We start from the raw sequence: 18982 nt of genomic DNA on the forward strand, positions 1-18982 counted from the left end.
ACGATGCTGCTGGCGGCCACCCTGGTGGCGCGTCAGTCGTGAGTGTGATCTCCGATGTCACTCTCACCGGCGACCACGAGGCCGCATTCGTAGGCGAACACCGCCGCCTGCACCCGATCCCGCAGGTCCAGCTTGGTCAGGATGCGGCTGACGTGCGTCTTGACCGTGTGCTCGGTGACCACGAGCGCGGCGGCGATCTCGGCGTTGGACAGTCCGCGGGCGACCAGCCGGAGCGTTTCGCGTTCCCGTTCGGTGAGCGCCGCCAGCCGTCCCGCCAGCCGCGGCATCGGGCCGTGGGCCGGCCGTCTGACCAGGCTCTCCAGCAGCCTGCGGGTGGCGGCGGGCGCCAGCAACGCCTCACCGGCGGCCACGGTGCGCACCGCGTGCGCCAGCTCGTCGCGGCGGATGTCCTTGAGCAGGAAGCCGCTGGCGCCCGCGCGGACGGCGTCGTAGACGTACTCGTCCAGGTCGAACATGGTCAGGACGAGCACCTTGGCGGCGGTGGTCGCGCAGATCTCCCTGGTGGCCTCGATGCCGTTCCTGCCCGGCATCCGCACGTCCATCAGGACCACGTCCGGACGCAGCCGCCCGGCCAGCGCGATCGCCTCGTCGCCGTCCGCCGCCTCGCCGACCACCAGCATGTCCGGCTGGGCGCCGAGGATCAGGCCGAACCCGGCGCGGAAGAGATCCTGGTCGTCGGCGATGAGCACGCGCAGCATGCGCGCTATTCAAGCGGAAAGGCGGCTCTGACGAGGAATCCGCCGTCCTGTCCCGGTCCCGCGGTGAGCGTGCCGCCGTACGCGGTCGCACGTTCGCGCATGCCGATCAGGCCGTAGCCGCCGCCGTCGCGACGTGACCCGCCGCCGTCGTCGGCGATCTCGACGAGCAGTTCGCGCGCGGTCCAGCGCAGGTGCAGCCGCACGTCGCGCACCCCGGCGTGTTTGCGCACGTTGGTGAGGGCTTCCTGGACGATCCGGTAGACGGCGGCTTCCAGGCTGCCCGATGTCCGCCGCCGCTCGCCCTTCACGGTGATGGCCACGTCCAGGCCGCTGCGTGCGGCCAGTGAGGCGAGTCCGTCCAGGCTCGGCTGGGCGGGCCCGAGGCCCTCCCCCTCCGGAACGGCCGACGCGCGCAGCGCGGTGAGCAGGCCGCGCAGCTCGGTGAGCGCTCCCCTGCCGGTGTCGGCGATCGCGTCGAAGACGGCCTCGGCCCTGGGCGCGTCGCTCCGTACGACCACGGGCCCCGCCTCGGCCTGGACGACCATCAGCCCGACGGCGTGCGTGATGATGTCGTGCATGTCACGCGCGATCCGCGCCCGTTCCTCCGCCGCCGCGGCGATGTGCTCCTGTTCCCGGCGGCGGGCCCGTTCGGCCAGTTCCGCGGTGCGCGACCGGCTCGCGCGGGCGCTGGTGCCGAGCGCGTAGGCGGCCACGAAGGCGGTGCCCATCAGGCGGAAGATCTCGCTGTCCTCCCCGGGCAGCGCCAGGGAGACGCCGACGATGACGGCGACCGCCGGGATCGCGGCCAGGCGCTTCCACCTGGGGCTGACGTCGGCGATGGTGTAGACGGCGACCAGGGGGCCGAACGGCAGGAACGGCTTCTCCCAGAAGACCATGACGGTCATCGCCGCGCCGACCAACAGCGCCACGGCCATGGGCGCGCGCCTGCGCCAGTAGACGGGCGCGGAGGCGAGCGCGCCCAGCCCGACGATCCACCACGCCTTCGGATCGGGCACCAGCAGCGGGCCGAGGGTGGCCGCGGTGGTGAGCGCCGCGATCGCGGCGTCGCCCCTCGGACCGGATAACCCGGCGGTACGAAGCGTCCGGGCCCCGCGGGCGCGCCCCTCGGAAGGTGTTGCTGCTGACATGCGGAGACTCCTTGAGAGACGCGATCAGCACCGTGCTCGCCCGGCCGGCGGTCCGTTTCTCGGGGGCGGGCGGGTCAGCCGCGTCTGGTGCGCCAGCGGGAGGTGCGGAAGCCGTCGGAGCGCTCCAGGAGGTAGGTCAGCCTGGCGGCCGTCTGGCGTACGCCGTCGTCGTGGCGGTGTCGTTTGTCGGGGGCGAGGCGGGAGCGCAGGTCGAGGATGTGGGCCAGTTCGCCGGCGACCTCCGAGACCAGCCGGTAACGGATGCCGAAGGAGTGCAGGTCGCCGTGCACGTCGTCGACCAGGTCCTCGTCCACGTGCCGCTGCAGCGGTTTGAGCTTGGTGAGCAGTCGGGCGTCCATGCCGGCCACGGGCGCCCTGCGGCGGGCGTCGTCGGCCGGCACCGCCACCAGGGCGCGGATCCGTACGAATGCCAGCGCCCGCTCGGCGTCCGGGGTGGAGGGGTGTTCGGCGAGGTCCAGCAGGCGCCGCAGGGTCTCCTGCGTTTTGTCGTCGAACATGAGGACAAGTCTATGCACTCCGGCTCAGGAGCTCTGCTCTGTCCGGATGGCCCGGCGGAGGCCGCCGGCGATGGATCCGCGGTCCCGCCGGCCGGGCCGAGGCGGTCAGCCTGCGAGCCAGGCCGGCGGCGCCGGCGTTCACCTTGAACCGGGGCGACGTGCTACTTCAGCACGTCCGCGGCGACAGGCGACTGGTTGCCCTGCGCGTCGACCGCGACGACCTCCGCGCGGTACCGCGCGCCGTCGCGCTGGACCGGGACCGGGATGTCCATGGAGGCGGCGGCGGGCACCACGTCGAAGCGGTTGGCGACCTTGGTGTTGAGCACCTCGGCCCCGTTGTCGGCGCGGGTGACGCGCACCTTGTAGTGGTACACCAGCTCGTCGTCCGCGGCCTGTTCGATGCGCAGCGCAAGCCGGCCGTCCTTGCCGGCCTGGGCCGTCAGCGGGTGCGGGGACGTCCAGGACGGGGCCGTGCGGTTGCGGTTGGCGTCGGTGTAGGTGAAGTTCCGCACGACCTGGGCGTCGTCGCCGGCCGTCCTGATCTCCCAGGACCTTCCCGCCAGCGTGCCGTCGCTCTGGAACGGGGGCTTCCAGTTCGCCGACCACTTACCGCCGGTGTAGATGTCGTGGAGGTCGGCGTTGAGGTTGACGCGGTTGACGACGGTGCGGCCCCGGTAGACCTCGACGGCCAGCCCCTGGGCGGTGGGGGTCTCGAAGCGATTGGCCAGCTGCCCTTCGGCGTCGAGCATCTGGTATCCGTGGTCGATCTCGATGTAGGACGAGCTGCCGTCGTTGACCGCGGTGAAGCTCTTCTGGTGGATCGAGCGCGGGTCGTTCACGTTCAGATGCGAATGGCCCGAGAAGTAGACGGCGCGCGGGAACTTCGACAGGTCCTCGGTGAGGCGCGGGTTGCTGGTCTGCTGGCCGTCCATCACGGTTCCCGGAGCCGGCCGGTGCCCCTGGACGATGATCGGCAGGTCGCGGTAGGCGGGGTCCGCGGAGATCTGCCCGAGTTGTTCACGCAGCCAGGTGGCCTGGGCCGCGGAGTAGTTCTCGGTGTTGACCGTGATCAACGGGACGCCCTTGACGTCCGTGCGGTAGTAGCCGCCGCCGGAGTCGGGGAACCACTCCTTGGGGTAGCCCGCACGGAGCTCGGCCAGGGTCGCGTCGTGGTTTCCGTACGACATGAACACCTGGGTGGCGTTCATGCCCTTGCGCGCGAGGTTCTCCTTGAAGATGCGGGCGGTCAACTGGTGGTCCTTGCCGCGCCCGTCCCAGTTGTCGTTGATCATGTCGCCGTTGGAGAGGATGGCGTCCGGGGTGCCCGTGACCGCCGCGATGGTGTCGAAGTAGGACGACCAGCGGTCGCGGTCAGCCTCGTAGCTCCCGATGTGCACGTCCGAGACGATCATCAGGCGGGCGATCGGCTGCTCTCCCTCGCGAATGAGGTACCCCTCGGACTTGACGGCGCCGGCCTGGTTGCCCTTGAAGGCGCGGGCCGTCAGGTTCGTGTCCTCGGTGATGCGGATGGGCTTGCCGGCGAAGGTCGGGCTGCTCTTGGTGGGAATGCTGCCGTCGGTGGTGTAGCGGATCGTCTCGCCCTGCCCGGCCCGCAGCTCGACGGACACCGCCTGCTCGAAACGACCGCCCTCGACACTGAACGCCGGGGCCTGCGGCGTCCCGCCCGGGACGGCCGACGCGCTCTGTGCCAGCGGGAAGAGCCCCAGACCGATGCCGACCGAGACTGCTGCGAGGTGGCGCCAGGCAGCCGGTTCCCGGCGGACGGTGAAGTCGGCATGTCTCATGTGGTGCTCCCCGATCTTGCCGCGGCGCGCTCGGCGCCGCGACACGTGCTTCAAAAGTGAACGACTAGAACCTGGAGCACCAAGGTGTACGGAAACGGCGACCTGCATGAAGTCCGCACGACCTGCAAGGTAAGAAGTGAGCATCCCGCCCGCCGAGGACTCCGTCCGCGCACTCCCCGCGCCGGGCGACGCGGTCGAGGCGTCCCGCACGTCTTTCCTGGTCGGGAGCGGTTCCCGTGCGGTAACTCGGTGCCTTTCAAGTGCCGTCTTCCGCGGCCTCCGCACGGTGACGCACGATGCCCTGGTCACCGAAGACGGATCGAGCCAGAAGGAGTGCCGTCGATGACCACGTCATTCGCCGAGATCGAGAGCGAGTTCAACGCCTACGTCGGGGCCATCCGGTACGCCACCATGGTCACCGTCGACGCCAAGAACCGTCCCCGCACCCGCATCCTCATCCCCGTCTGGGAGACCGTGGACGGGCGGCCGCGCGGGTGGCTGGCCACCTACCGGACGCCGGTCAAGGCGGCCCACCTCGCGGGCAATCCGCACACCTCCTTCTCCTACTGGAAGCCCGGCAACAGCTCGGTCGCCATCGACGCCACCGCTGCCTGGGTCGACGACCTGGCGACCAAGCGCCGGGTCTGGGACCTCTACCGGGCGACCAGCCCGCGCGGGGCCGGTTACGACCTCGGGGCCTTCTGGCGGTCGCCCGACGACCCCGCGCTGCACGTCCTGCGCCTCGAACCCTGGCGCGTCCAGGTGATCCGCGGCACCGATCTCCGCAGCCGCATCTGGACGCCTCCGGAATGACGCGGCCGCGGAAGGCCGCGGGCGGGGCGTCGGCCGGCACGATCAGCCGTCACGGCGGACGCCCGAACCGGGCGACGGGCCTCAGCGCGGGTCCGCGGCGTGGGCGAAGGCCGCGGACCGGTCCCGGAGCAGGGCGGCGAGCTCGGGAGAGTCGACCACCTCGAAGGGCCACCGCACCCAGAGCAGGCCGCCGGCGAGCACCTCGAGGCGGACGTCGGCGATGCGCCAGTGTGTCGCCGCCCGGCCGGTGGCGGTGGTCGTCGGGGCGAAGTCCGTGGCGAAGCCGCCCATGTACGCCTGCACCTGCTCGATCGGCGCGTGGATGAGGATCGTCGCCGTGTGCCGGCGGGGCGGGGCGCCGAGCCGGCTGGTGACGAACGCGACCGGGTCGCCCCCCGGGACCTCCTCCGGCTCGAAGCGCACGCCCGTCGCCGACGCCGCCGTGATCCGGTCGACGCGCAGCACCCGCCAGCCGCGGTCGAGGTCGCGGCAGACGAGGAACCACCGGGTCTGCCGGGGCACCAGGGCGGCGGGCTCGACGTGGCACGGGGACTCCCGTCCTGAGCCTGCGCCCTCGGTGCTCATCACGCGCAGCCGGACCCGCTCGGCGTCCCGGCAGGCCAGCGCCAGGACCGCCAGCACGCCGGCGTTCAGCGGCGCCGGATAGGCGCCGGCCACGGCGTTCGGCGTGCCGCCGAAGGCGACCGAGGAGCGCAGCGCCCGCACCCGCCGGCGTACCGCTGGGGGCATCACCTGCTCCATCTTGGCCAGGGCGGTGAGCGCGACCTCGCCGCCGCCGGCGGCGCCGCTGGCGGCCGACGAGGCCAGGGCGGCGGCCACGGCGAGCGCCTCGTCCGGGCTGAACACCAGCGGCGGCAGGTCGCTGCCCGTGGACAGCCGGTAGCCGCCGTCGGGGCCGCGGCGCGCCTCGACGTGGTAGCCGAGGCGGCGCAGCCGCTCGACGTCCCGCCGGAGGGTGCGGCCGTCGACGCCGAGGCGGTCGGCGAGCTCGCCGCCGCTCCAGGACCGGCGGGCCTGCAGCAGCTCCAGCAGGCGCAGCGCCCGCCCGGTCGTGGTCTGGTCCGGCATACTCCCCGAGCCTAGTAGAAGTGGACAGAAAATGACCTAAAAGCTCCCTAAGTTGGAGTTCGGGCCGGACGGACCGGCACCGCATTTCCCTGAGGTGAGTCACCTTGAGCATCCTTGTCACCGGCGCGACCGGCACCGTCGGCCGTCATCTCGTCACGACCCTGCTCGCCCGCGGCGCCGCCGTGCGCGCGCTGACCCGCAAGCCCGACGACGCGGGCCTGCCGGCCGGGGTCGAGGTGGTGGCCGGCGACCTGGCCGACGCCACCACGCTCGGGCCGGAGGTGTTCGCCGGCGTCGATCGTGCCTTCGTCTTCCCCGCCGAGGGCGTCGAGGCGTTCGTCGCGGCGGCCACCGCCCGCGGCGTCCACCGGTTCACCGTGTTGTCCTCCCTCGCCGCGGCGAAGGAGTTCCCGCGCGACCACGGGTCGGCCAGCCAGCGCCACCACACGGCGGTCGAGTCCGCCGTGACCTCACGTGCCGGCGCCTGGACGATCCTGCGTCCCGGCACCTTCGCCGGCAACCTGCTCTCCTGGGCCTGGCAGATCCGCTCCGGCGCACCCATCCGGGCGCCCTACCTCGCCTCGGCACAGGCCCCGATCCACGAGTACGACATCGCCGAGGCCGCCGCCGAGACCCTGCTCTCCGACGATCACCTGGAGACGGCGATCCCGCTCACCGGCCCGCAGGCCCTGACCCGCGCCGAGCAGGTGGCGATCATCGGCGAGACCCTGGGCGTGGAGATCCCGCTGGTGGAGATCACACCGGCGGAGTTCCGTGCCGAGACCGGGCGGTTCATCCCCGAGCCGGTGATGAAGATGCTGCTCGACTACTGGCACGACACCCTCACCGTCCCCGACGTCCCGCGTCCGGTCACCGCGGTGACCGGACGGCCGGGCCGCACGCTCGCGGAGTGGGTCGCCGACCACCGCGCGGACTTCACGGCCGGCTGACTCTCACGCCGACGGTGCGGGATCGTCGAAGATCATGGTGTGGCCGAGCGGCCAGCCGGGGTCGCCGGTGCGGGCGAAACGCACCCAGGCGGCGTGCATCGCGTCGGCCAGCGCCTGCGGCGCGCCCGGTCCCGCCGTGCGCTCGACGCCGGGCGCGTCCAGCACGTCGAAGACGAAGGGCAGGTCGAGGTTGTGCACCGCGCCCACGCGTCCGCCGCCGGCCGGGCTCTCGACCGGCGACTCCCACCGGAACTCGTAGCCGTAGGCGGGCCTGGCCTCGCGGATCCAGCGCGTCTCGCGGGTGAACAGGTGCCGGGTGACGGCGCGGCCGACCCGTTCGGCCGGGGTGAGCCCTGGTTCGTCCACCTGGACGCCGAGGTGGTCGAGCGCCGCCCGCGCGGCGGCCTCGTCGAGCCCGGCGGCCATGCCCCGGACGAACACGTCGGCCTCCTGGGACGTGCAGCCGACCAGCAGCGGACGGTCCCCGCCCGTGCCCGCGCGCAGGGCGTCCAGCGGGACGGCCGGGATCAGGTCGCCGTCCACGACCGGCTTGACCGGCACCGAGTCGTTCAGCCCGCCGGAGCCGCCGGTCAGCGGCGGCGGTTGTGCGGCGACGAGCGCCTCGGGGGGCAGCGCGGCGAAGGACGCCCTGGTCGGCGCGATCCCGAGGCGGGCGGCGAGCGCCCTGGCGTGGTCGCGGGCCTCCTGCTCGGCGGCGACCAGGGTGGCCGAGCCGCTCATCACGATCGCGCGCCGGAACAGCCCTTCGGCGCGGGGCATGGTGAGCAGGGTCGCGACGGCCGCGGCGCCCGCCGACTGCCCGGCGATGGTCACGTTGCCAGGGTCGCCGCCGAAGGCCGCGATGTTGTCGCGCACCCACTCCAGCGCGGCCAGCCAGTCGAGCACGCCCCGGTTGAGCGGGGCGTCGTCCAGGGCGAGGAAGCCCTCGAAGCCGAGCCGGTAGTTGACGGCCACGCACACCACGCCGTCGCGGGCGAAGCGGTGACCCTGATGCCAGGCCGCCCCGTTGCCGCCGATGGAGAACGCGCCGCCGTGGATCCAGACCAGGACGGGCAGCCCCGGCTCGCCGGTCCCGGGGGTGCGCACGTCGAGGTTGAGGCAGTCCTCGCCGGTCCGGAAGACGTCGGGCGCGTACAGGCCGATGTCCGCGCCGGCCGCCTGCGGGGCGGCGGCGCCGCGCGTGACGGCGGGCCGCACGCCGTCCCACGGCGCCGGCGGGACGGGCGCGCCGAAGCGGTGCTCGCCGAAGGGCGGGGCGGCGTACGGCACGCCGAGGAAGGCGCGCCCGCCCTCCTCGGCCCTGCCCTCGACCAGCCCGGACGCGGTACGGACGATCATGCGCGACGCCATCCGGCCGTCCCTTCGACGATCCTGACGGCCGCCCGGGTGAGCGGTTCGAGGCCGTCCTCGTAGACCTTGTCGAGGGTGTCGGCCGAGTCGAACAGGTACATGGGGGCCGACAGGAAGTGCACCAGCGGCACCCCCTCGGGGTGGAAGAAGGCCCCGTCGGTGGGCGGCATCGGGGAGAAGGCGTCCGGCGGCAGCACGAACGAGCGCCTGAGGTCCTCCGCGACGAGGGCCGCCGCCACCAGGCTCTCCAGCTCCGGATTCCGGGTGGTGAACCACCAGCCGGGTTCGGGGTCGCCGGTGGGGACCAGCTCGCCGTCCACGGCCACGCACCGCCGGGCGGCGTGCTCCAGGTGGAGCTGGAGCACGACGTCGCCGAGCAGGGCGCGGTGCTCCTCGATGAAGGCCCGGGTGCCGGCGGCGTGCGCCATGTGCCCGGCGGTCAGCAGGAAGAGCAGGTTGTGCGGCCGGTCCCGCTCGGGCACGCTCGCCCAGTACCGGGCGGCGGCCAGCACCAGCGCGATCCCCGAGGCGTCCTCGACGGCCGAGGCCCAGGGCGCGTCGTGGTGCGAGCCGATGATCACCCACTGGCCGGAGCGGCCGGGGAGCGTGCCGATCACGTTGTGCGAGACGGCGGGGCCGGTCTCCGACTCGACGGTGAGCGTGCCCGTGCAGGGGCCCGCGTCGACCAGGTCGAGCACCCGCCGCGAGTCGCCGCCGGACAACCAGACGGCCGGCAGGTCGCGGTGCACGGCGTCGTAGGGCACGTAGTAGTCGCGGGTCTCCCACGGCACCCCGGTCAGCGCGCCGGCGAACGCGGCGGCGCCGCCGTCGATCACGCCCTGGAGCACGTCGAGGTGGTCGAGCTGGAACGGCAGCGTCTGGACCAGGTCGTCGAAGACGCCCTCGGGGTCGTGCACGGCCGTCGCCAGGTCCCTGACGTAGGACTGCGGCAGCTCGGTGAAGGCGTACTCGGGCACGACGATCGCGCCCGGCACGACCTCGCGGCTGACCGGCGCGGTCACGGTCGCCTTCGGCGTGGTGTACGGCAACGCGGACGCCGCCACCCGCACGACCCGCGACGGGTCGGCGTCCAGGCGCACCACCAGGGACGCCGTCACCGGCCGCCAGACGGGCAGCTCGACCGGCGCGAGCCGGACGTCGCGCAGCCCGAACTCGGCGAAGCGCTCGGCGGCCCACGCGGCGGTCCAGTCGTCGGCCGGGTAGCCGGGACGCCGGACGCCGCGCGCGGTGACCGTCTCGATCCACTCCATCATCCGGGCGGCGCCGGGGATCAGGTCCGGGATCATCGTTTCAGCCCTCCGAAGGTGAGCCCCGCCACGTAGTAGCGCTGCAGCGCGACCATCAGGACGAACGGCGGCACGGCGGTGACCAGCGCCGCGGTGGTGGTCAGGTGGTAGGTGACGCCGACCTCGCTCTGGAAGTTGGCCAGTCCCACGGGCAGCGGCCACAGCTCCTGCTCGTTGGCCACGATCAGCGGCCACAGCAGGTTGTCCCACTGCGCCAGGAAGTGCACGAGGAACAGGGTGATGAGCGCGGGCCGCAGCAGCGGCACGGCGATGCGCGCGAAGATGCGGAACTCCCCCGCGCCGTCGACCCGCGCGGCCAGCAGCAGCTCCTTCGGGATGCCGAGGGCGAACTGGCGCACCAGGAAGACGCCGAATGCGCTGATCATGCCCGGCACCATCATGCCCTGGAACGTGTTGACCCAGCCGAGCTCCTTCACGATGAGGAAGACCGGGATGACCATGACCATCGGGGTGAGCGCGAGCGTGCCCACCACCAGCGCGAACAGGACGCGGCGGCCGGGGAAGGACAGGTGGGCCATCGCGTGACCGGCGGCGGCCGAGAAGAGCACGTCCAGGACGCCGGTGCCGACGCACAGGATCAGGCTGTTGCGCAGGTACGTGGGCAGGTTGCCGGCGCCGAACAGCACCCCGATGTTCTCGGGCAGGTGGAAGCCGTTGAAGACCAGCCCGCGCAGGTCGGTGTCGTCCGGCGCCGAGGCGACGACGACCATGGCGTAGACCGGCAGCAGCATGAACCCGACCGCGACGATCAGCCAGACGGCGCGCAGCACCCTCATTCGTCGCCGCCCTTCAGGAACGCGAACTGCACCGCCGAGACGATCACCATGGCGACCAGCAGCACCATGCCCATGGCGGCGGCGTAGCCCATGTGCTCGTAGGGGAAGGCGTTGGCCCAGATGTAGTACGGCAGCACCTGCGTGGCGTCGGCGGGCCCGCCCCCGGTGAGCAGGAACGCGGGCACGAACGCCTGCATCGAGCCGGCGACCGAGATGACCAGGACGAACAGCAACGTCCTGCGCAGCAGCGGGAGCGTGATGCGGGTGAACGTGGTGACCGGTCCCGAGCCGTCGATGGCGGCGGCCTCGTACACCTCGCCGGGCAGCGCCTGCAGGCCGGCGGTCAGGATGATCACGAACAGCCCCATGCTCTTCCAGACGACCATCACGACCAGGGCCCAGATGGCCAGGCCGGAGCTGGTCAGCCAGGACTGCGGGGGGATCCCGGCCAGGCCGAGGAGGGTGTTGGCCAGGCCGCGGTCGGAGTAGATGATCACCCAGACCATGGACGTGGCGGCCAGCGGCATCACGGCCGGGATCATGACGAGCGCCCTGAGCCAGCGGTTGAGCCGTCCCGGCCTGCTCAGCGGCACGGCCACCAGCAGGGCCAGCAGGATCGTCGGGACGACCGTGCAGACCGTGTAGACGACGGTGATCCACGCCGAGTTGAGGAAGCCGGGGTCGGCGAACATGCGCTCGTAGTTGGTCAGGCCGATCCAGTTGGGCGTGCCGGCCATCTCGTAGTCGGTGAAGCTGAGATAGATCGCCGACAGGAACGGGACCAGCCAGAACACCACGAAGAAGACGGCCACCGGAAGGGTCAGCGCCACGCCCGCCGTGGCCTGCGGCCGGACCCTGACCCCGCCGAGCAGCCCGCCGAGCAGCCCGCCGGGCCGGGCGCCGAGCACGCTCACAGGATCGGTCGCACGGTGGCGTCGAAGGTCGCCGCGGCCTGGGCCGGGGTCGCCTTGCCGTGGGCGACGGAGTCCACGGCGCCGGACGCGGCCTTGGCCAGTTCCAGCGCGCCGGGGATGATCGGGCCGAAGTCGACGTGCGGCAGGCTGCCGGCGACGATCTCCATGATCTCGGACTTGCCGCGCGGCCCGGCCTCGCGCCAGCCCTTGGTCGGGATGATGATGCCGTTGTCGAGGTTGGCGGCCACCGACGGGGCGCCCTGGAGATAGTTGACCAGGTGCCAGGCGGTGAACTGGTTGGGCGAGTCCTTGGCCACGCCCCAGCCCCACGTGTAGGCGGGGACGACGGACGGCCCGCCGTCCCAGGTGGGCATGGGGGCGACGCCGTACTGCTTGCCGAAGGTGAGCTTGTCCTTGCCCAGCTTCTCCAGCGCGGGGCCGAGGAAGGCGCCGCTGACGACCATGGCCGCCTGGCCGGAGTAGAACAGGCCGAGCGCGCCCAGCGGGTTGGAGAGCTTGGGGTTGCCGATGCGCGACATGTACGTCAGGGCGGCGATGCCCTGCTCGGTGGCCAGCGACGCCTTGCCGCCGCCCGCCGCGACCAGCTCGCCGCCCTTGCCGCGGACGAGGGCGGTCAGCGTCATGAGGGCCCACTGCGGATCGCCGTAGAGCCACTGCAGGCCGACCCGCGCCCGGTCGGGCGAGGTCAGCTTGGCGCTGTGCTCGGCGACCTCCTCCCAGGTCGCCGGGGGCTTGTCGGGGTCGAGCCCGGCCTGCTCGAACCGGTCCTTGCGGTAGTAGAGCAGGCAGGGGTTGAAGTCGATGGGCACGCCGTAGGGCACGTCCTGGTAGGTGAGCGGGGTGGTCGTGCCCGGCTCGTAGTTCGCCAGGGGGAGGGCCTTGGTGTCGACGGGGGCGAGCCGCTGCTTCTTGGCGTGGGCGGGGAAGCTCCAGTGGCCGATCTTGAAGACGTCGGGCGGGGCGCCGCCGCTGAAGGCGGTCAGCAGCTTGGCGTCGAGCTGGCCCACGGGCAGGTAGAGCAGCTTGACGTCGACCTTGAACTCGGCGATGTAGCGGTGCACGAGCTCCTGGAACTGCTGGCCGGTGTCCTGCGAGCCGTGCAGCCAGACGGTGACCTCGCCGTGCGGCCCGGCGGCCGCGGCCTGCTGCCGGGGCTGGTCCTTGCCGCATCCGGCGAGCAGGGTGAGCGCGCCGGCGGCGAGGAGCCCACGCCGCGTCAGATCCGCCATGGTGGTTCTCCTAGGTGAGGTTCTTGAGCGCCTGGTTCTGCCAGGCGGTGTTGGTGGGGAGCTCGGGGGCGCCGCCGGCGAACGCCCCGCGGGCCTGGGCGTCGGCCTGGAGCCGGTACCTCAGCCAGGCGGTCACGTAGCCGAGGAAGGCCCCGCCGGTGTTCTGGATGTCGTTGTGTCCGGCGCCCTTGAGCAGCGCCCGGCCCGCTCCGGCGGTGGCCTGGTCGTAGTAGCCCTGCACGGTCGCGGCCGAGGAGATCAGCCAGTCGTCCGCCCCGCTGAGGAAGAGCACCGGGCAGGTCAGGGCGGCGACGGAGAACTCGTCCCCGGGGCTGGCCATCCACTGCGCGGGCACGGCGATCGGCACGACGGTCTTGATCAGCCCGGCGGAGTGGTTGGCCGCGTTGACGACCCCGCCCGCGCCCTGGGAGTGGCCGACGGCGCCGACCTGGGCGGTGTCCAGCTTGCCGTGGAAGACGCTGGCGGGGTCGGCGTTCAGGCCCACGAGGTGCTGGGCGGCGGCGAGGATCTCGGCGCCGGTGCCCGTGGTGGTGTCGGTGGAGGCGACCACCGCGAAGCCCCAGGAGGCCAGGTGGTTGAGCAGCCCCGGATAGTTGTCGGGGGTGGCCCACGAGCCGTTGCCCCACGTGACGATCGGGTGGGTGACGCCGCCCGCGCCGAGGTTCGAGGGGTAGTAGAGCCGGTGGCCGCCCGAGGTGCCGGTGGCGACCGGCCACGGACCCGTCGCCTTGTAGGCGGTCTCGATGGTGGCGGCGGCCTCGGCCGCGGTGGTCCACGACAGGAATCCGGCCGACGCGAGGCCGAGCGCCCCTGCCCGCAGCGCCTGCCGACGAGTGAAGTTCTCCATGGTCACTCCGTGGGATATTTGGAGACGTGAACGTCTCCTAAGAGAGGGAAGTACGATCGGTGAGCGATGTCAAGAGATGAACAGAAGGAAGTTCCGGCGGTCCGGCCGCTTCCGCGAGGGCGGCACGGGCTCTCCCCCGACACGGTGCGCGAGTCGCAGCGCGACCGCCTCGTGGAGGCCATGCTGCGGCTGGTGGCCAGGCGCGGCTACGCCGCCACGACCGTGCCCGACGTGATCGCCGCCGCGCGGGTCTCGCGCAACGCCTTCTACGCCCAGTTCGCCGACAAGGAGGCGTGCTTCCTCGCCGTCTGCGAGCGCGACCTGCCCGAGATGATCGACTCGATCCGCGCGGCCGCGTCGGGGGCGGGCGACCGCTGGCGCACGGCGCTGCGGCTGGGCCTGGCCGCCTACCTGCGGTGGTGGCAGGAGCGCCCGGAGTACGCGCAGGCGTACTTCGTGGAGTTGCCGAGGGCGGGCGAGCGGGCCGTCGAGCAGCGCGACACCGCCTACCGGCCCTTCCTGGACATGCTGGCGGCACTGGCCGCGCGGGCCAGGCTGGAGGACCCCTCGCTGCCGCCGCTGCGCGCCGCGATCCCCCGGCTGATCGTCTACGGCACCACCGAGTTCATCGCCTCGGAGGTGCGCGCGGGCCGCGCCGCCACGCTGACGTCGTCGGCGGGCGACCTCTACCACTACACGGTCGCCCTGCTGGCCGGCCCCGATCACGGCATCGGGACCACTCCCTCCGCCTGAACCCGCCAGCCCTCGGGGAAGCAGCCCGAGGCCGCCATGTGCGCGACGGCGGCCAGCAGGCCGCCGTTGCCCGGCAGGTAGAGGGGCAGCAGGCCGGGCCACTGGTGGTTGTGGCCGCTGGGCAGGTAGGTGTTCTTCGGGGCGTCCATCAGCAGGGCGTCCACGGCGGTGCCGGGCTCGCCGAGCCGGGCCGCGCACATGGCGAGCATCGGGAAGTCCCAGCCCCACGCGCTGTCCCAGTCCCAGTCGGCGAGCACGTCGTGCAGGGTGGCCCGCATGACCTCGGGGTCGATCAGCGGGGTGGGCGGCACGAACCCGAGCGCGCCGGTCATCGAGGGATGGTCGGTCCTGACCGTGTACGGCTCCACGCCGATGGCCGCGTACACGCCGTCGCGCACCAGCGGCCGGGCCAGGCCGTCCAGTACCCGCGCCCACGCCGGGTCGGGATCGAGGCCGAGCAGGCCCCGCCACCGCTGGGCCGTCGCCAGCCCCCACCACCAGTAGGCCAGCTCGAACGCGGGATCCCGCACCGACCTCCTGGACTCGTGGTAGGACTCCTGCGCCGGCACCAGCGGCGGCCCCAGGTGCCCGCCGGCCGCGAAGGAGGCCATGAACTCGGCCGTCTCGAACACCAGGTCCCGGTACTCCTCCAGCGCCCCCGGGCGGATCCGGCGGAGCAGCTCGGCGAAGTAGATCAGGTGCGGCTGCTGCCAGACGATGAAGGCGCCGATCTCGCTCGGGCTCTCCCTGCCCTCCGGCCCCACCTGCTTGGGCCAGCGGGCGCCGCGGAACCCCTGCCGCGCCGCCGTGGCCCTGGCCCGGGGCAGGATCGAGCGGTACCACGGCAGGCTCCGCTCCAGCAGCTCCGGCCGGTTCCACAGGGCGAAGTGGGCGGCGTGCCACCAGTGCATCTCCAGGTGGAACTTGCCGCTCCAGGAGTTGACGGCCAGCCCGGTCTCCTGCGGCGGGGTGGTGCCCGCGCAGTTGACCGCGGTGAGGTACTGCGAGAGCACGACCCGGCGTTCGAGCTCGGGCGCCCGGGGGTCGGCGCTGCCCTCGAAGCTGACCGCGCCACCGCGCGTCCAGAACCGCTCCCAGTGGGCGGCGGCGGCCGCGCGGACCTGGGAGAAGGACGGCAGGCCGGCGCCGACGGGGTGCCGGGCGAACTCGACGACGAGCTCCAGTTCCTCGCCCTGGATCAGGTACACGTGGGGGGCGGGCGAGGTGAACCGCGCCGCCCCCGTCCACTCGGCGGCCACGTGGTAGCCGTCCTGGTCCAGGACGCGGGTGAAGTCGCAGCGCGAGCCGCGCCGCGTGCACGTGGTGGTGTGCCGGTCGGGGCTGTCCCAGTCGGCGGTGGTGTGCCAGCCGTCGCTGGCGTAGGGGAAGGCGATCCTGACGCCCGTGCCGCCGGTGACGCGTACGGCCAGCAGGTCGCGCTCGGGATGGCAGACCGTCTCCACCTCGTGCGGCCGCCCGCCCAGCTCGAACGAGCTGGACAGCGTGCCGGTCCACAGGTCGAGCGTCTGCGCCGACCGGCCCATCGGGACGTCCTCGCCTACGTCGAGGCCGATCCGGCCGAGATGCAGGCGGTGCGGGTTGACGTGCAGCCAGCCGCCCGCCTCGGTGGCCGGGTAGAGGTCGGGATAGCCGACGCCGTCGTAGTCGGTGAGCGCGTCCTCCAGCACGTGGCCCTTGGGGTTGGGCATCGTGTGCCAGCCCCACTGCGCCTGCGTGCCGAGCGGCGCGAATGTCTGGAGCCCGGTGGCGTCGGCGGTGAAGGCGAACTCGCCGTTGCCGACGGTGAGCGGGCACCCGGCGCCGGCGACGTTGTGCCGGCGCACGAGCGCCCTTCTGTCTATGCTCACGCACACCCCGGCGTGCCGGCGGCGCGCTGCTGGCGCATGGTCGTCACGTCGCCCGCGACGGCCGACTGGGCCATCGGGCCGAGGTCGAGCACGACGTCGGTGAAGGCGAGCGACGCCTTGCGCATCACCGGCAGGTCGATCGCCTCGGCGCCGAACTGCGGCGAGAACAGCGTCTTGGGCGCGGCGATGGGCGCGATGACGGGCAGCAAATGCTGGTTGTACGGCGTGCCCTCGCCGCCGAAGCTGCAGTGGTGCGGCACGGTGGCGAGGTCGGCGGCCGACAGGCCCTTGAGGATCGCGGTGCGCCGCACGTCCCAGTACTCGATGTGGCCCTTGACCAGCTCGCGCAGCGGCGTGCTCTCGCTGACGGGGACCCACAGCAGCTCGGTGAGACTGGGGCTGGCGACGAGCTGCTTGCCCGGCAGGCCGTTCGGCCTGGCGACCGCGTCGTAGCGCTTGGCGCCGAGGTGTTCGAGCACGACGACGGAGGAGACCTTGCCCTGGTCGTACTCGGCGTCGAGCTGGGCGGCGAGCTGACCGGCGCCGCCCTCGCGGACGTCGGGACCGGTCAGGTGCTGGTAGAGGTGGCCGGTCACGAACGCGAACTGCACGGTCCGCGGACGGCACTCCACCGGCAGCGACGACAGGTAACGGGCCATCTCGATCATGGTGAGCGGGCCGTTGTCCCACACCGGGCTCATGCCGTCGGTGTGGCTCTCCACGACGATCTTCTGGGCGCTCCCGCCGGGCAGCGTGGCGAGCAGAGTGCGGGTCGTCGTCGGCGTCCAGGCGGCGTTCACCGTCAGCGACGCCTGGACCGGCTGCCCGGCGGCCAGCGCGTCCTTGATCTGCTTGCCCTGGTCGGCGCCGACGTACGCGCCGGGCACGCCGTACGGCAGGCCCTCGTAGGGCGCGTACATGTCCTTGATCTGGGCGTGCGGGAGCTGGCTGACCTCGATCACGCCCAGCGCGCCCGCGGCGGCGGCCGCCTTGAGGTCGGCGTCGGCCGCGGCCGGGGCCTCCATCGACTCCGAGCCGAGCAGGTTGATCGTCATGCCCGGGTCGTACATGGAGTAGCCGAGGGTGGGCGGATAGAACAGCAGGTTGGGCACGCTGGTCCAGGGCAGGTCCCGGACGACGATCTTCCCGGCGGCGTTGGCGGCGGTGATGTTCGTCCCCGCGGCCAGGTGCACGAGCGGCGCCGAGACGCCGCCCGCGCCGGTGGAGGAGGAGAACGGCACGGGCGCCGCGACCTGCACGGACGTGCCGCCGACGGTCAGCCCGGTGCCCAGGTTGTCCCAGCGGTCGATGGCGTAGGGCAGGGAGGAGAGCTGGAGGCCGGGGATGGCCGCCATCTCCTCCTCCAGCCAGTCGACGTAACCGGCGTGCGCGGCCGAGCCGGTCGGCCTGGGTCCGAACGTTCCCTGCCGGGTGGCCAGGGCGCTCAGGCGGGCCTCGGAGGCGAACGCGGCCGGGTCCACCCTGACCGGGCAGACCGTGGCGGACGCCTGGGCCAGGGCCGGTTGCGCGGGCGCGACCAGCGGGAGGAGAAGGGCGAGGAGAGCGAGTCGTCTCACGTGGGGGGTCCTTCCATCGAATCGTTTTAATGCACGGCCCGCGACCGTCCCCCGGGGCGCGGCCGAGTTCTCAGCGGCGGGGCGGTCCGGTGGTTCCGCGGACGATCAGCGTGGGCGACACCGACGAGGCCACCGAGCGCGTGCGTCCTTCGATGCGCTCGACGAGCAGGCGCGCGGCGGTCGCCCCGATCACCCGTCCGTCCTGGTCGACACTGGTGAGCGAGATGCGCTTCAGCGAGGCGATGCCGATGTTGTCGTAACCGGCGACGGACAGGTCCTCCGGCACCGACAGGCCGGCCTCGTCGGCGGCGCGCAGGACGCCGAGCGCCGCGATGTCGGCCCCGGCGAAGATCGCGGTGGGCCGGTCGGCGCGGGCGAGCAGTTCCCGCGCACCCTCGTAGCCGCCCTCCTCGGTGAAGGAGGTGGCCAGCACGTCGTCGGCCAGCCCGTGGGCGCGCATCGCCTGGCGGTAGCCTTCGGCGCGCACCATGTGCGGCAGTCCCTGGGCGCGGGCCCGCTCCAGGTGGGTGATGTGCGCGATGCGGGTGTGCCCGAGCCCGACCAGGTGGTCGACCACGAGCCGGGCCCCCATCACGTCGTCGTCGACGACCGCGTCGTGGTCCGCCGCGCCGCCGTGCCTGCCCACCACGACGACCGGGACGGCCGCCGCAATGGCGGCGAGTTCGGCGTCCGTCATGACCGGCGAGATCAGGATGAGCCCGTCCATGCTCCGGTCGATCATGGCGTCGGTCATCCTGGCCTGCGTCTTGGGCTCGATGCCGCCGGGCCCGAGCAGCACCTGGTACTCGGTGTCGCCGAGCCGGCCGGTGATGCCCTCGATGATGTCGGGGAAGAACGGGTTGCGGGTGTCGGAGAGCATCACGCCGAGGGTGTAGGTGCGTCCGCGCAGGGCCCGGGCCGCGGCGTGCGGGCGGTAGCCCAGCTCGTCGATGGCCTGCCGCACCTTGGCCTGCATCTCCGCGCTCACGCCGTACGCGCCGCGCACCACCTTCGACACGGCGGCCGTGGAGACCCCGGCCCGCCTGGCCACATCGGCGATCGTCACCCGTCCGCTCGTCACACGCCATCCTTTTGGGTTCTCGTAGAACGAACTACATACTTTGCTGACAGCAGAGGCTAGCCCGCTCCCGCTCCTCAGGTCCACCCCTTGACGGAGGTTTCGATCTTGCCGTAGAACGTTCTACACATTCTCCCCCACATGAACAGGAGCACGA

The 18982-nt window shown here is 72.6% G+C and carries 17 protein-coding genes; 3 read left to right on the forward strand and 14 right to left on the reverse strand.

Annotated features, from left to right (window positions below; translation table 11 throughout):
* Positions 1-32 precede the first annotated feature (32 nt).
* From AB0J71_RS01885 to AB0J71_RS01900, 4 genes are all read right to left on the reverse strand, one after another.
* Positions 33-719, reverse strand: coding sequence for a response regulator transcription factor (locus AB0J71_RS01885; protein ID WP_364412005.1), 687 nt, complete (start codon positions 717-719; stop codon positions 33-35).
* Between the two features lie 5 nt (positions 720-724).
* Entirely contained in the window at positions 725-1867 is a 1143-nt protein-coding gene (locus AB0J71_RS01890; protein ID WP_364412008.1) for a histidine kinase, read from the reverse strand.
* 74 nt (positions 1868-1941) lie between these two features.
* The gene (locus AB0J71_RS01895) at positions 1942-2385 is read right to left on the reverse strand and encodes a hypothetical protein (RefSeq protein WP_364412011.1); all 444 of its coding nucleotides are present in this window, start codon (positions 2383-2385) and stop codon (positions 1942-1944) included.
* Between the two features lie 161 nt (positions 2386-2546).
* Positions 2547-4190, reverse strand: a complete 1644-nt coding sequence (locus AB0J71_RS01900; RefSeq protein WP_352326487.1) for a chitobiase/beta-hexosaminidase C-terminal domain-containing protein — start codon at positions 4188-4190, stop codon at positions 2547-2549.
* 342 nt (positions 4191-4532) lie between these two features.
* Here AB0J71_RS01900 and AB0J71_RS01905 point away from each other — a divergent pair, with 342 nt between their 5' ends.
* A complete protein-coding gene (locus AB0J71_RS01905) occupies positions 4533-5003 on the forward strand; it encodes a pyridoxamine 5'-phosphate oxidase family protein (protein ID WP_352326485.1) in 471 nt (156 codons plus the stop codon).
* Positions 5004-5084: 81 nt separating this feature from the next.
* Here the strand turns inward: AB0J71_RS01905 and AB0J71_RS01910 are convergent, their stop codons facing one another.
* A complete protein-coding gene (locus tag AB0J71_RS01910) occupies positions 5085-6092 on the reverse strand; it encodes a WYL domain-containing protein (RefSeq protein WP_352326484.1) in 1008 nt (335 codons plus the stop codon).
* Positions 6093-6196: 104 nt separating this feature from the next.
* Here AB0J71_RS01910 and AB0J71_RS01915 point away from each other — a divergent pair, with 104 nt between their 5' ends.
* Positions 6197-7042 (forward strand): NAD(P)H-binding protein, encoded by an 846-nt coding sequence (locus AB0J71_RS01915; protein ID WP_364412014.1) that lies wholly within the window; start codon positions 6197-6199, stop codon positions 7040-7042.
* A 3-nt stretch (positions 7043-7045) separates the two neighbouring features.
* Here AB0J71_RS01915 and AB0J71_RS01920 read toward each other — a convergent pair whose 3' ends face one another.
* The 6 genes from AB0J71_RS01920 to AB0J71_RS01945 are packed head-to-tail and all read right to left on the reverse strand — an operon-like array spanning position 7046 to position 13549.
* Positions 7046-8413, reverse strand: a complete 1368-nt coding sequence (locus tag AB0J71_RS01920; RefSeq protein WP_352326882.1) for a carboxylesterase family protein — start codon at positions 8411-8413, stop codon at positions 7046-7048.
* Positions 8398-9720, reverse strand: a complete 1323-nt coding sequence (locus tag AB0J71_RS01925; protein ID WP_364412017.1) for a M28 family peptidase — start codon at positions 9718-9720, stop codon at positions 8398-8400. Before AB0J71_RS01925 ends, AB0J71_RS01920 begins: the two co-directional genes overlap by 16 nt.
* Positions 9717-10517 (reverse strand): carbohydrate ABC transporter permease, encoded by an 801-nt coding sequence (locus AB0J71_RS01930; RefSeq protein WP_352326880.1) that lies wholly within the window; start codon positions 10515-10517, stop codon positions 9717-9719. The genes AB0J71_RS01925 and AB0J71_RS01930 overlap by 4 nt, the downstream gene beginning before the upstream one ends.
* Entirely contained in the window at positions 10514-11425 is a 912-nt protein-coding gene (locus AB0J71_RS01935) for a sugar ABC transporter permease (protein ID WP_352326879.1), read from the reverse strand. The genes AB0J71_RS01930 and AB0J71_RS01935 overlap by 4 nt, the downstream gene beginning before the upstream one ends.
* A 2-nt stretch (positions 11426-11427) precedes the next feature.
* On the reverse strand, positions 11428-12681 hold the full coding sequence (locus AB0J71_RS01940; RefSeq protein ID WP_364412020.1) for an extracellular solute-binding protein: 1254 nt from the start codon (positions 12679-12681) through the stop codon (positions 11428-11430).
* Positions 12682-12691: 10 nt separating this feature from the next.
* On the reverse strand, positions 12692-13549 hold the full coding sequence (locus AB0J71_RS01945; protein ID WP_364412023.1) for an alpha/beta hydrolase: 858 nt from the start codon (positions 13547-13549) through the stop codon (positions 12692-12694).
* A gap of 66 nt (positions 13550-13615) precedes the next feature.
* On the opposite strand from AB0J71_RS01945, the gene AB0J71_RS01950 reads away from it, so the two are divergent.
* Entirely contained in the window at positions 13616-14302 is a 687-nt protein-coding gene (locus tag AB0J71_RS01950; RefSeq protein ID WP_352326876.1) for a TetR/AcrR family transcriptional regulator, read from the forward strand.
* Here AB0J71_RS01950 and AB0J71_RS01955 read toward each other — a convergent pair.
* The 3 genes from AB0J71_RS01955 to AB0J71_RS01965 all read right to left on the reverse strand — a co-directional run bounded on the left by AB0J71_RS01955 (position 14272) and on the right by AB0J71_RS01965 (position 18828).
* The gene (locus AB0J71_RS01955; RefSeq protein WP_364412026.1) at positions 14272-16170 is read right to left on the reverse strand and encodes a hypothetical protein; all 1899 of its coding nucleotides are present in this window, start codon (positions 16168-16170) and stop codon (positions 14272-14274) included. The genes AB0J71_RS01950 and AB0J71_RS01955 overlap by 31 nt on opposite strands.
* Positions 16167-17747 carry a hypothetical protein gene (locus tag AB0J71_RS01960; protein WP_352326874.1) on the reverse strand — a complete coding sequence of 527 codons (1581 nt, stop codon included), beginning with the start codon at positions 17745-17747 and terminating at the stop codon, positions 16167-16169. Before AB0J71_RS01960 ends, AB0J71_RS01955 begins: the two co-directional genes overlap by 4 nt.
* A gap of 70 nt (positions 17748-17817) precedes the next feature.
* On the reverse strand, positions 17818-18828 hold the full coding sequence (locus AB0J71_RS01965; protein WP_352326873.1) for a LacI family DNA-binding transcriptional regulator: 1011 nt from the start codon (positions 18826-18828) through the stop codon (positions 17818-17820).
* Between the last annotated feature and the right edge of the window lie 154 nt (positions 18829-18982).

The organism is Nonomuraea sp. NPDC049637 (genome assembly GCF_040675235.1).
GTDB lineage: Bacteria > Actinomycetota > Actinomycetes > Streptosporangiales > Streptosporangiaceae > Nonomuraea.

Coding starts and splice junctions, on each gene's coding strand:
- AB0J71_RS01950 (WP_352326876.1), top strand. CDS start 13,616: ATGTCAAGAGATGAACAGAAGGAAGTTCCGGCGGTCCGGCCGCTTCCG.
- AB0J71_RS01945 (WP_364412023.1), bottom strand. CDS start 13,549: ATGGAGAACTTCACTCGTCGGCAGGCGCTGCGGGCAGGGGCGCTCGGC.
- AB0J71_RS01910 (WP_352326484.1), bottom strand. CDS start 6,092: ATGCCGGACCAGACCACGACCGGGCGGGCGCTGCGCCTGCTGGAGCTG.
- AB0J71_RS01905 (WP_352326485.1), top strand. CDS start 4,533: ATGACCACGTCATTCGCCGAGATCGAGAGCGAGTTCAACGCCTACGTC.
- AB0J71_RS01940 (WP_364412020.1), bottom strand. CDS start 12,681: ATGGCGGATCTGACGCGGCGTGGGCTCCTCGCCGCCGGCGCGCTCACC.
- AB0J71_RS01895 (WP_364412011.1), bottom strand. CDS start 2,385: ATGTTCGACGACAAAACGCAGGAGACCCTGCGGCGCCTGCTGGACCTC.
- AB0J71_RS01920 (WP_352326882.1), bottom strand. CDS start 8,413: ATGGCGTCGCGCATGATCGTCCGTACCGCGTCCGGGCTGGTCGAGGGC.
- AB0J71_RS01930 (WP_352326880.1), bottom strand. CDS start 10,517: ATGAGGGTGCTGCGCGCCGTCTGGCTGATCGTCGCGGTCGGGTTCATG.
- AB0J71_RS01890 (WP_364412008.1), bottom strand. CDS start 1,867: ATGTCAGCAGCAACACCTTCCGAGGGGCGCGCCCGCGGGGCCCGGACG.
- AB0J71_RS01925 (WP_364412017.1), bottom strand. CDS start 9,720: ATGATCCCGGACCTGATCCCCGGCGCCGCCCGGATGATGGAGTGGATC.
- AB0J71_RS01900 (WP_352326487.1), bottom strand. CDS start 4,190: ATGAGACATGCCGACTTCACCGTCCGCCGGGAACCGGCTGCCTGGCGC.
- AB0J71_RS01885 (WP_364412005.1), bottom strand. CDS start 719: ATGCTGCGCGTGCTCATCGCCGACGACCAGGATCTCTTCCGCGCCGGG.